This is a genomic window from Acinetobacter sp. C26M, from assembly GCF_023702675.1.
GTDB lineage: Bacteria > Pseudomonadota > Gammaproteobacteria > Pseudomonadales > Moraxellaceae > Acinetobacter.
This window is the reverse complement of the sequence record NZ_CP098478.1, coordinates 1,991,334-2,003,813: the sequence shown is the minus strand read 5'-3', so window position 1 is coordinate 2,003,813 and position 12,480 is coordinate 1,991,334. Positions and strand designations below refer to the sequence as shown.

Here is a 12,480-nt window from a genome sequence, read left to right as displayed (position 1 = left end):
TCGCAACAAAAATTGATATATCAACATCATAAAAAAAGATATTAAAAATAACCTATAAATATCAATAAATTAATGAGTGGCACCATTTTTGCTTTAAAGCATACAAATCACAAAAGGATGTCACAATGACAACACTTCAAACTCAACCATTAAACACACTTTGGTACACACGTTGCCCTGTTCCAACAGGCTTAGGCATTTCAATTCAAAAGGGTTGGCTCAAAGAAAAGTTTGATAAGCAGCAGATTGAAATAAAATCAATTCGAGAATCAAATTCCAAAGATATTCGTAACTCTCATTTTAACCATACCCTTGCCAATTCAGTTCGGCATGGCGGCAGTATTCCTGCAATTTGGGCATATGCATCTGGTCAAAAAACCAAAGTGATTGGCTTATCTTGGGCGGATGAAGTCCAATTGTTGTTAACACGCTATGATTCAAACATCAAAACTGTTGCTGACCTAAAAGGCAAACGTTTTGGAATTCCACTGAATCAAGATGCAATTATTGACTTCTCACGTGCACAGGCGATTCGTGGTTTAGAAAATGCTTTAAAAACAGTAAATTTGAAGGTAAACGATCTTGAATTAGTCGATTGTTTACGAGCAGATATTTTAGCCGCACAGCAACAACAGCCAGAAGAAAATGATTCTAGCTTTTATGGTAGTCGCAATAAAATCAGCGCAAGTGCAGAGATCGTGGCATTAATTAAAGGTGATGTAGATGCCATTTTTCTAAAAGGTGCACATGCTGCACAAATTGCTCATGATTTCGCCCTGCACACGATTATTGATATTGGTTCACATCCAGATCCTATTCTACGCTCCAATAATGGAACACCAAGAACGCTCACTGTTGATGAAGATTTTCTAACGCAATATCCAGAGCAGGCAAAATTGATTGTTGATGCTGTTTTACAAGCAGAACAATGGGCACATGCGCACGCTGATGAAACTCATCGCTATCTCGCAAAAGAATGTAATAGTAGTGAGCAATGGGTTGATGCAGCATACGGTGCGGATGCACACCTGAAACTGAACACTAACTTTGATGAAATCTCTATTATTGCATTACAAGACTTGAGTGACTTTCTCTATCGCTGGAACTTTGTACCAGCACAAATTAATGTTCGTGAATGGCTGGCACAAGATATTTCTATTCAAACTCAAGTGGCTTAATACTTTAAAATAAAAAAGGTTGTCATGATGACAACCTTTTTTACAACTTGATTTTATTAATTAAGCTGAATTCAACAAGAAATATGATACTCGGAAACGTCATCAGCAACCTGCGTGATGTACGTAAAATAATGTTTCTACGATACATTTGAAATAAATCCAAAAAAATGAACAGGTTTTGCAGTGAGCAGCGATAGCTGCGCAAGATGGTTGCCCTTGCGGAGCTTCGCTCCTCATGCCGAAACAAAAGTAGGTCGAGCCGACAGCTTATCCTGAAATTGGATGAGAACTTGGTAAGATTCCACCAAGATATTTTTTCAATAAGTTATAGAAATATTTAAGTCGAACTCAGTTTAATTAAATTTAGTCACATTTTCCGCCTGCTTCTTCAGAAGTACAGAGTTATATTCTCCTGGTGGAATATTATTTAAATAATAATTTCCAACATGATATAGCCTCCAGCGAATTGGATCATGCGTGGTATGGGTTCGTGCATTACGCCAGAAACGGTCTAGGTTCCATTTCGATAAAGTTGAACTAGCACCAAGTAATCCAAAAATTTCACTCGAAATTTTTAAAGATGCATGGTCAGACTGACTACGAGTGGCAGCAACCGATAAAATCAGTTCAGTTTGCAAGTCTTCATCCTCTAGATTTGCCAAATGCTGTTCAAAAATCTGTGCGGAACGATCCAATAATGCCTCAGCCGAACGAACCAAAACAGCAAATTCACCAATCTGTTTGATGATATGAGGCTCATGCGTAGGCGAATCGACCCCACTTTCTACCCAAGGTCGAGCATGATGTTGTAAATAATCAATCCCACCTTGTAGCGCGCCTTTGGCAATTCCTGTGTCCATTGCAGCATGTAAAATCTGAGGCCAAGTCAGCCCGGTACGTAAAACAGTGCCTAAACCACCCGTATTCCGCTTGGCAACATAACGTTCATCAACAATCACATCTTTAAAATTAACAGTGCCACTGACACTATTATTTTGTCCCATCGCATCCCAATCATCGAGTAACTCTACACCCTGCGTATCACGATGAATTAAAATCGAGACAGGTCCATCATCACTACCCGCAAATAAGGAAATCCATTCTGCGAGTAAAGAACCCGTAGAGTAGAATTTACTGCCATTTAAAATTAATTGCCCTTCTGTATTTCGCTCTACACGCGTCTTATGCTGAAATTTATCTTTACCACCCACTTCTGCAAGTGCATTGCCCAAACGCTTTCCGCTTAAGATATCACCAAGTAGTTGATTACGAATGTCTTCATCGTAGCCAGTTAGAATTCCTCGGAACATGGTGAAGTGAATCTGTAATAACTGCCCAACACCACCATCTGCTGATGAAATAATTTTCACCACATTGACCAAAGTTGAAATACTGGCACCTAAGCCCCCAAATTGCTTGGGTACAATAATTGCAGTTAAACCAGCTTCTGAAATTAAGCGTGCCTGTTCATAAGGTATGGTCTTATTATAACTGGGGTCTCGAGCAAATTGATTCAGTTGATCTGCCACCTCTTTTGCAATATCAAGTGCTTCTTGTTCACTTTGAATATGCCTAATACTGCCTAATTCTAAAAAATTACGTTGGTTAATGTCGTTCATTGTTAACTCCAGAAAATCTATTCTTTTTTATGCGCAAACTTCAAGGACCTTGTTTTTAAATAAGCTTGGCGCATGGGTAAGCAAAGTTGTGGTATATGTATGTTGAGGATGACTAAGCACTTGATCTGTTTCGCCATATTCAACAATATGTCCATTTTTTAATACGGCGACTCGATCTGCGATTGCTCGAACAACCCCTAGGTTATGGGTCACAAATAGTAAGGTCACACCTTGCTGTTGGAGGTCTTGTAGCAGTTTTAAGATAGAAGCCTGAACTGAAACATCCAAAGCAGATGTAATCTCATCACAAATCAAAATCTCAGGTTGGCACAACAAAGCTCGTGCGATCGCCACTCGTTGTCGCTCCCCACCCGATAAATCTCTTGGATAGAGTTCCTGAACTTGTATAGGCAGAGAGACTTGTTTAAGTACCTGCGTGACTTTTTCTATGGCTTCTTGTCGAGATGCTCCAAAGAAATGCTGTACAACTTTAATTAATGTCTGACCAATCGTATGTGCTGGATTCAAAGCCTTATAAGGGTTTTGAAAGATATATTGCAGTTTATGCCGCTGCTGCAAATGACGCTGTTGCCCACGCAACGACAAGACTTCATCTGCCAATGTAATTCGTCCATCTGCATTTTCATTCAGACCAGCAATGACACGCGATAAAGTGGTTTTTCCTGAACCCGATTCACCCACCAATGCTAAACATTCGCCTTTTTTGAGTTGAAGTGAGATATCAAAAAGTGCCTGTTGCTGCCCATACCATGCATTAATATGTTCAACTTTTAACAAGGCTTCCCGATCTGTTTCTCTTTCAATCACTTGATGATCAATCTCTTTAAAATCAATCACACCGACATGATCCGAATGGTGACAAGCAACAAAATGCGGATCAAACCCATGTTTTAATTGAGTTAATTCCGGTTGTTTTTGACGACATATATCTGTGGCGAAACTACAACGTGCCGCAAATGCACATCCCACTGGACGCTCATTTGGTGAAGGTGCCCGTCCCTCAATTGGAGATAAATATTTACGGATAGCCACATCAGGAATCGCGTTAAGTAAACCTTGTGTATAAGGATGTTTAGGCGTTTCAAATAGTTGGGTTAATACCGTATCTTCAGTAATCCGCCCTGAGTACAAAACAATCACTCGATCGGCTATATCTTTTACAACGGTTAAATCATGCGATACATAGATAGCAGCAACGTTATATTCCCGACATAATTTACGAATGATATTCAACACCAATGTCTGCGTCGTCACATCTAATGCGGTGGTTGGCTCATCCAGAACGATCAAACGTGGCTGTAGCAAGAATGCCAAGGCCAATAAAATTCGTTGTTGTTGCCCACCCGAAAGCTGATGAGGATAGCGCTTTAGAAATAGCTCATCATGCGGCAATCCTACTTCATTTAAAATTTTGGCAACCTTTTGGTATTTTTCCGTACTAGATAGCTGTGTTTGATGGACTTCTAATAGTTCAAATAAATGTTGACCGATACTTAATGCTGGATTGAGTGCTGTTCCTGGATCTTGGGCGACGTGACTCATTTTATAACCACGCACTTGACGTAAAGCATGATCATCTAAACTGAGAATATCTTCATCATCCAGTTCAATTGTGCCTTGAATAATCTTGGCTCCATATCGTGCATAGCCCAATAAGGCACTGGATAATGTGGTTTTACCTGAACCACTCTCGCCAACTAATCCTAGAACTTCACCTTCTCGTAGATTAAATGAAATATCAGAAACGATATGATTACCAGTGTTTACCAATGCCACAGTTAAGTCTTTTACAGTCAATACGGTATTTTTAAATAGATCTGCCATGCTTATTTTTCCTCAATCCGAGCTGCTGCACGTCCGACGCCCTCAGCCAATACATTCGTTCCGAGCGCAAACAAGGCAATGAAGATGACAGGAGCAAATACCGCCCACGGCTGCACCAATAAACCAGCACGATTTTCATTAATCATGAGTCCCCAATCTGCTGCTGGAGGTGCTACACCATAACCAAGAAAAGCCAAACCAGATAACATACCCACAGCCCATGTCAGCATCACACCAAGATGGATGAGTAAAGGCGTCAACATGTTGGGTAAAATTTCACGAAATAAAATATAGGTTTTTGAGTACCCGAGAATTCTGGCTGCTTCGATATATTCTTGTTCTACGAGATTAAGTGCAACGCTTCGTACAAGACGTACTACGCCAGGAATAAAAGCAATTGAAACCGTTAAAACAATAAGCCAAGGTTCCCGACCTAACATGGAAACGATCAGCAAGACCAATATAAGATCAGGAAAGGCCATAAAAACATCTGTAAGCCATGTCACGAACTGATCAATCCTATTTCGGGCAAAAGCAGCGAATACACCTAAACTAGTGCCAATCATTAATGCAATCAAACTGGCAGCCAGTGTCATCCAGATGATAGAAGCCCCTCCAGAAAGTACGCGTGACCAGACATCATGACCAATATAATCATAGCCAAGAAAAGATTTTCCCTCAGGCGGACCATATGTCATACCGATTAAAGCCGTAGGCTCAAATGGAGCCAATAGTGGGCCAACAAGTGCAAAAATCAGCACTAAGGTCGTGACTACAAATCCAAAACGTACCTGTCTTTCACGAATTAATGTTTGAAAAAAATTTCTTTGATACCAATGAAGTGAGCTCATTTCCCACCTCCTTGCTGAATGTTCTTTAACGCATTACGGCGGTTAACAGGTTTGACGGTAATTGGTCGACCTGACTTCCATAAACGTAATGCCTGACGCAGACCAGGCGAACGTGCTTTATGTCTTTTGGCTGTTCGTATTTTTGGTGTGAGTAAAGTCGTGATTAAATCTGCGATTAAATTAACGGCTACCACACAAATGGTCAGTAATAAAACAATTGCTTGAATGGTCGGGATATCTCTTAATTCAATTGCGGCATTGAGTGCATTACCAATACCGGGATAACTGAAAACCACCTCAATAATGAGAGCACCGCTCAGCAGAACTCGTATCGTTAATGCTGTTCCCTGTACCACTGGCACCAATGCATTGGGTAAAACATGTTTCCATATGATCCGACGCTCAGGAATACCACGCAATCGTGCAGAGGTTACATAGTCAGACTCAAGTGCATCAATCATAGAACCACGAACTAAACGCATCAGATATGGAATAAGCGATAAGGCCAACGTTAAAATCGGTAAAACTAGAAACTCGATTTGGCTAAAAGCTGACTGCTCTGGAATCAACAAGGACGCAGCTGGCAATATATGAAGGATTGAGGTTGAGAAAAACATCATTAACCAGATTGCAATCACAAACCCTGGAACAGCCTTGAATAGAATAGAGCTTGAAACAATAATGCGATCTAGTTTGCTATCTCGACGGAGTGATAGCCACACACCCAGTACCACTGAAAGTGGTACAGTGATGACAATAACCAAGATCGTTAATGCAACGGTGTTTCCGAAATAATTCTGAACAATTTGCACAACAGGTACATTGGAATCAATCGAACGACCAAAATTACCTTGTAATAATTGACTCAACCAATGCCAGTATTGAATCAATATTGGATCATTCAGGCCTAATTGTTCACGAAGTATTTGAACTGTCGCTTCAGGCGCTTCTGGGCCCAAAATGACGCGAGCAGGATCAGATGGAAGTGCTTGTGTAGCAATAAAAACAATGAGACTAATCACAAAAACAACCAATACACCTGACAACAACCGTGTGAAAAACCAAGGTAACCATGCTGGTACTTCAAATGATCTAGTGATAGTTTGATGTGAAATGGCTGTCTCTATTTTGCTGGATTGCGTTGTCATAGCGGTCACCCCCTACGCCAAAATTCATCTGTACGCCACGCAGCAAAGCCTGTGCGATCAGGAGTTACTCCACCAATTTGGCTCGAATGTGCATCGAGTACATTGTTAAAACCCCAAATGAGTAAACCACCTTGTTCATGCTGAATATGCTGTGCTTCATGAACAAGAACTTTGCGTTTTTCCAAATCAGTTTGTTGCAATGCCGCATGCACTAGTTCTGTAAAACGCTCATTGTTAAAGCGGGTCTTATTATTTGCCGCACCTGGCCCATCAATTTGCAAGACGGTTAATAAAAAAGGGCGTGAAACGTTCGAACCTGTACTAAATGCCCAATCCTGTTTTACAGCATCAGCAAAGGTGGCAGCTTCAACCTGTTTAACATTAACGATAACACCAGCCTGAGCTGCATGCTGTGCAAAAACCAATGCAGCATTGCTATCCGGACCTGTATATAAATCAACTGCCAAGCTATTGCTAAAACCAGCTTCTTTCAACAACGCCTTCGCTTTATTTAAATCCTGCTTACGTTGTGGAATACTGTGGTCATATACAGGGTCACTAAAGGAATAGAGATCATTTGCAGCTCGTCCTTGTCCAGCTAAAGCCCGTTTAACCAAATCATCTCTATTGGCAATCAATCTAAAAGCTTGACGTACTCGAGGATCATTGAACGGTGCTTTTGAGGTATTCATATCAAAAGATTGCCAAGCATCTGTTTCAGAGGAAACAAGATTCAGTCGTTTATTGGCTTGAATTAAAGCAATATGCTCGGCACTTACCCCTGCAGCAATGTCAATTTGACCTGATTGCAAAGCAGCAAGACGTCCTGTCTGATCTTTAAAATCAATGATTTCTATTGCATCAGCATAAGGTTGATTTTCTTTCCAGTAATTTTCAAAACGGACAAAGCGTGAGCGCTGACCCGGTGTAAAACTTTCAAGCTTAAAAGGCCCAGCACCTACGACATTTTTAACAGGGTCATAATCTGTAGGAACGATGCCTCCCCAACTCATCCATGCTTCAGGTAAAGCAACCAAGCCTTTTCCTTGAACAAAAGGAATCTCAACGGTGTATTCATCTCGCTTTTTAATACCATCTCTTTGCAATGAATAAAGATAGGCAGCAAATGGTGAAGCGAGTTTAGGGTCAGTCAAACGGCGTAAGGAAAAAATAACATCATCAGCAGTAATGGTTTTACCGTGATGAAATTCGAGACCCTTTTTTAGGCGAATGGTCCATTTCGTTCCATCATTATTTGGTTCTGCAAATTCTGCAAGTGCGAGTTTGGGCTGAATATCTCTGCCCCATTCCCATAATTTTGCATATAACGGCCAGCCTCTAAATGCACTGGACATGCCAATAGGCTTATGTGCATCTAGATTACCTGCTTGATTACCATTGATCACCCCAATTTTAATCACACCGCCTTTTTTCGGGGTATCATCTTGAGTTTGACTCGGATCAGCATTTTCCGAAGATGAAGACTCAGTTTTAGAACATCCTATCAGGCTCATCCCAGCAACAGCTCCAATTCCCAATCCGGTCTGTTTGATGAGCTCTCGACGCGTAATTTTGTGCATGTTTCCCCCTTAAACGACGACTGCTTGATTCAAGAGAGAATCAATGGATGAATTTTTATTAAGTTTAGGTAACTCAAAACCATGATCGAGCTCTAATAAAGGGAACAATAAATCAGCTACACGATAGGCTTCTCCAATTAAAGGGAAACCAGATAAGATAAAGGCAGATACACCATAGCTTTCGTATTCTTTAATCCGTTCTGCAATATTTTCAGCACTACCGACCAAGGCTGTGCCCGCTGCTGGGCTTAAAATATCAAAACCAAATAAAGATGGCCCAGTCCAAACATTAGGATAAATTTCAAAATCTTTGGCACGAGGTAATACTCCATGTCGGAGCAATGTAAGATTCCTTTGAACGATCGGATTTGGGCTTTGATAACTCTCAAAAGTCTCATCGGGTGGAAGCTGCCGTTTAACAGCTTCGATTGCATAATTGACATCAATCTTGTCAAGTAGCGACTGAGCATACTGCCAAGCCTCTTCTTCTGTTTCCCGTACAATAATTTGTAATCGAGTACCAAACGCTAAAGTACGTCCAATTTTTTCCGCCTCAGCCGCAACTTTGCTAAACTTTTCTCCAAGTAGCGGTGGCGTATTCGCAAAACTCAAATACACATCGAGTAATTCAACAGAATGCTGAACGCCTTTGGCAGAAGTTCCAGCTCCCCATAAAGGAACACCCTGCTTTTGAGTTGGACCACGCCATTTGGACATAGGAGATCCCCCTTCTAGACGTGGCGCAATTTGAATAAATTCGCCATCAAATCCAGATGTATCACCTAAATAGTTTTGCTGAAATGCAGTCCAGTATTCTTTGCTAAAGTCATAACGCTCATCATGCGTATAGTGAATACCTAAAGCTGCCAATCCCTTATCATTTCCATTAACGACATTAAACAACAAGCGCCCTTTAGAAAATGCATCAAACGTTTGCGCATATTTTGCCAAAACTGCTGGCTGGACTTCTCCAGGATGTTGGGCAACCAGAAACTTTAAACGTTCAGTAACTGGAATTAAACTTGCAGCAACAGCAAGTGTTTCATACTCGCTGGTACCCATAAGTGAACCGTAAAAACCAAGCCGATCTGCAGTAATCGCAACCTGTTGCAAGTGTTCATAATCGGTATCCCACCGCCCAGATTCCAACCAAGGATATGGTCCATCTGGAGAAGTGAGATACCATAAAAGTTTTACAGCCATAATATTCTCTATATTTATATTTGAATCAGGTTTCTAGTGAAGTGGAAGTAATCCAAGCGACTTCGCTTTATCGGTTAAACCACTCATTCGCCACTGCTGGTGTAAAACACCTTGTCCGTATTCACGGCTTCCCCCAGCTAATTCAGCAAGTAACTGAATCTGTGCACCTTCCTCAAGCAACAAGATAAATTCAGCTGTTTCTTGTAAGCCCTGACGCCCCCATACAGTCGCACCACCGTTGGCTTCTAAAATTGCTCGATGTTCGATATCAACTTTGAGTTGATCTAAAATGAAATCTACCTCGGCCTGACGACGATCAATATAAATTGGTAGTTCTTTAAATAAATGAAAGCGCTGAACAGGCACATAACGAATCGGTAAGGTCCGATGGGTTTGCGCCCAAGCCCCTAAATTCGGCGCGTGTACATGAGATATTGTGGTGACATCTGCATGCTCGCGAAAAAGTTTGTTATAACGCCCACCTGCATTTTTTCGTCCCAATAAAACTTCACCATCAATTGTCTCCACAAGTACTTTGCTTTTTTTATCTTTAGACCAAGGTCCTGCATAGTTAAAAGTGATTAAGGTATTATCAGGTCCACGTTCAACAAAATTGACTGTTCCATTTGCCGTGATTGTTCTGGTTTCACGAAACACTTCAAAAGCAAATTCAGCTTTTTCACGGTTCGATTCGATAAAGTCATTTAGTTCAGGAGATAGCGGAGTTTGAATAAGCGTTGTCATGATCAATATCCTATTAAAATTGTTTATTTTGGCGGCGCTTTAAAACTTCGAGCAAAGGACGGTGATCCACCCAAGTATCAAGATCAACATCGCGCTCGAGAAAACCGTGTAACCAAAGAAAATCTTTTTGTTGTCTTAAAAGCTCTAAGCGCTCTTCACTTAATGATGGATGTAAAGACTTATGAAAGTTATTGCGGTAGGCTGTCGCTACGCTTTCTGCACCAGCAATCGTTTCATCTTGAAGAATAACCAGCACTTCATCTAAATGATCTTGCGCCCAATCAGCGGTATCAAACAGCTCTTCCAAAAAATCAACGACAACGTCAAAGTGATCTTTCAATAAGTCTTCATGTACAGTGATTGGACGAGGCGTACCATTGTTTACACGAGAAGTCACATCCTCAAATTGATCCAAATCAATCCCAACTTTTAAACCGCGCTTTGTAGCAGCTTCAACAGCTGATGCACCTTTTACATAAACGGCATCAACTTCACCTGTGATTAATGCATCTAATCCAGACCAATAAGTACTGGCATCACGTACTTGATTAGGCGACTCAGCTCTTTCAGGGACTTCAATAAAATCCACATCACGGAAGGTTAAATTTGCAAGTTGCAAAGCACCTCGGATACCTTGTAATGACATTGCTCTAAAAATGCTGCCAGCACGCTTATCGGCGTACTCTGGTAAAGCAACTTTCACATTTTTTAAATGCTCTGGCTTACTGATTTCAGAATCAGGGCGAACAATAATCACCTGCCATTCATCAATCCACGTCAAACCAATAAGTCGACTTGGAGCGCCTTCAGAACGAGCAGCTAATGCTGGAACATTTCCACCCTCACGAAATAATGCAGGCAGTTGATGATCAAAATGATGAACAGATAGACCTTTACGGGCATCTTGTAAAACAGCAACATCAATACCGTGCTGTTCAAACTTTTCAATCAGTGTTCCACGTTTTAGTGAGATACCAGTTGCTGTTGGTACAGGACATCGAGTGACCCAAATTTCAGATAAACTACTCTTTACAAATTCTTTAGAATTTTCTTTTTTATCGAGAACAAGTGACATAGGTATTCCTTAGGATATTTCCAATTTCATATCACTTGTATTGAGCAGCTTTTATGCCAAATGTGATTGTTTATATTTTTCAATAGCTTAATTAAAATTCAATATCTATTTGTTGTTTATATTTCATCATTTTTTTAAATCAGTGTTGATTTCACAGCAGCTCAAAAGGCAAAGCCTCTTCCTATCGATAATTAGAGACAGCCCCATATTTTTTCAAATACATCTAAAATTGGCACACATTCTTATTGTTTATAGTTTTCATCGTGAATCCTAATTGTGTTCAAAATTGCACGAATTGAGTCGCTATTAGAAACATCTGACAAGGTTGATATTATGATTTTTTGAATATGTTTCAGGTTGGAACGATGAAAGTAGCACGATCAAGAATTTCAAAGTCGCTCAAGCTAATTGTATAATCAGACATGGTTTATGATTTAGTTTTCAAATGAAGCAAATATTTTCTGACAGCACTCAAATTAGTGTGGTTTCTACCTTTTCTGAATTAGTAAATTCGAATTTTCAAGGAGATATGAATGCGATTTGCTGGCATAGAGAGCTGGTTGGAGATTTTAAGGAAGTCGTAACTAAACTTGAGTTAAAAGACAATATTACTGAAGTTTCCGTTGAAGATCTCTTAGCACTGCAACTTTCAGAACAAGGTCTTGTAGCAAGAGAAATTCTTTTAGAGGATATCCAGCAATTAACTGATTTTGGTGCGTCTCCCTCTCTTAATTTACTTAAATGCTACGAACGCGATGAAGAGTTCGATTTCATTTCAACCGATGTATATTCCTATCATGTGGATCGTTCACCTATCGAAACAGATACGTTTTTATGTACCTATTATGGTCCTGCAAGTGAAATCCTCCCTTCTGATCAGGTTCAGCAAAAAATTGTAATTCCAGAAATACGAGAAAAACTTAAAGAACTACATGAGGGTTCAGAAGCTGAATTTGAAAAGTTCTTAGAAGAATATTTTTTTGATTTACATTATCAAGCTAAACCCAATGCCAAACCTGTCAATTTAGGTACAGGCCATCTTTGGCGTCTAGCGGTAGACCATCCAACACAACAAGCATTGCCTTGTGTTCATAGAGCGCCTATTGAAAAAAATGGCGATTATCGACTGCTGTTGATCTGTTAAGTATTTAATCTAGATCAGCATTATTATGGAGATATTAATTGATAATCAAAAACAGCACCCCCACTCTTGTTGTTGGTGCTGCACTTGGTCGTG

The 12,480-nt window shown here is 40.3% G+C and carries 10 protein-coding genes; 2 read left to right on the top strand and 8 right to left on the bottom strand.

Features of this window, described 5'->3' with window-relative positions; translation table 11 throughout:
- Positions 1-125 precede the first annotated feature (125 nt).
- Positions 126-1,178 (top strand): ABC transporter substrate-binding protein, encoded by a 1,053-nt coding sequence (locus tag NDN11_RS09130; protein WP_251109412.1) that lies wholly within the window; start codon positions 126-128, stop codon positions 1,176-1,178.
- A gap of 353 nt (positions 1,179-1,531) precedes the next feature.
- Here NDN11_RS09130 and NDN11_RS09125 read toward each other — a convergent pair whose 3' ends face one another.
- From NDN11_RS09125 to NDN11_RS09090, 8 genes are read right to left on the bottom strand one after another with little or no spacing between them, the layout of a single operon-like run.
- Entirely contained in the window at positions 1,532-2,797 is a 1,266-nt protein-coding gene (locus NDN11_RS09125; protein ID WP_251109411.1) for an acyl-CoA dehydrogenase family protein, read from the bottom strand.
- A 27-nt stretch (positions 2,798-2,824) separates the two neighbouring features.
- On the bottom strand, positions 2,825-4,642 hold the full coding sequence (locus NDN11_RS09120) for a dipeptide ABC transporter ATP-binding protein (protein WP_251109410.1): 1,818 nt from the start codon (positions 4,640-4,642) through the stop codon (positions 2,825-2,827).
- A gap of 2 nt (positions 4,643-4,644) precedes the next feature.
- Complete coding sequence (locus tag NDN11_RS09115) at positions 4,645-5,493, bottom strand: ABC transporter permease (RefSeq protein ID WP_251109409.1); 849 nt, start codon at positions 5,491-5,493, stop codon at positions 4,645-4,647.
- Positions 5,490-6,641 carry an ABC transporter permease gene (locus NDN11_RS09110; protein WP_251109408.1) on the bottom strand — a complete coding sequence of 384 codons (1,152 nt, stop codon included), beginning with the start codon at positions 6,639-6,641 and terminating at the stop codon, positions 5,490-5,492. The genes NDN11_RS09115 and NDN11_RS09110 overlap by 4 nt, the downstream gene beginning before the upstream one ends.
- A gap of 5 nt (positions 6,642-6,646) precedes the next feature.
- Positions 6,647-8,221 (bottom strand): ABC transporter substrate-binding protein, encoded by a 1,575-nt coding sequence (locus NDN11_RS09105; protein WP_251109407.1) that lies wholly within the window; start codon positions 8,219-8,221, stop codon positions 6,647-6,649.
- A gap of 9 nt (positions 8,222-8,230) precedes the next feature.
- Complete coding sequence (locus NDN11_RS09100; protein WP_167247204.1) at positions 8,231-9,424, bottom strand: LLM class flavin-dependent oxidoreductase; 1,194 nt, start codon at positions 9,422-9,424, stop codon at positions 8,231-8,233.
- A 33-nt stretch (positions 9,425-9,457) separates the two neighbouring features.
- A complete protein-coding gene (locus NDN11_RS09095) occupies positions 9,458-10,168 on the bottom strand; it encodes a class II aldolase/adducin family protein (protein ID WP_167247202.1) in 711 nt (236 codons plus the stop codon).
- Between the two features lie 13 nt (positions 10,169-10,181).
- The gene (locus NDN11_RS09090; RefSeq protein WP_167247200.1) at positions 10,182-11,243 is read right to left on the bottom strand and encodes an ABC transporter substrate-binding protein; all 1,062 of its coding nucleotides are present in this window, start codon (positions 11,241-11,243) and stop codon (positions 10,182-10,184) included.
- 445 nt (positions 11,244-11,688) lie between these two features.
- Here NDN11_RS09090 and NDN11_RS09085 point away from each other — a divergent pair, with 445 nt between their 5' ends.
- Positions 11,689-12,387: a DUF1826 domain-containing protein gene (locus NDN11_RS09085; protein ID WP_251109406.1), complete on the top strand. Its 699-nt coding sequence runs from the start codon at positions 11,689-11,691 to the stop codon at positions 12,385-12,387.
- The last annotated feature ends 93 nt before the right edge of the window (positions 12,388-12,480 follow it).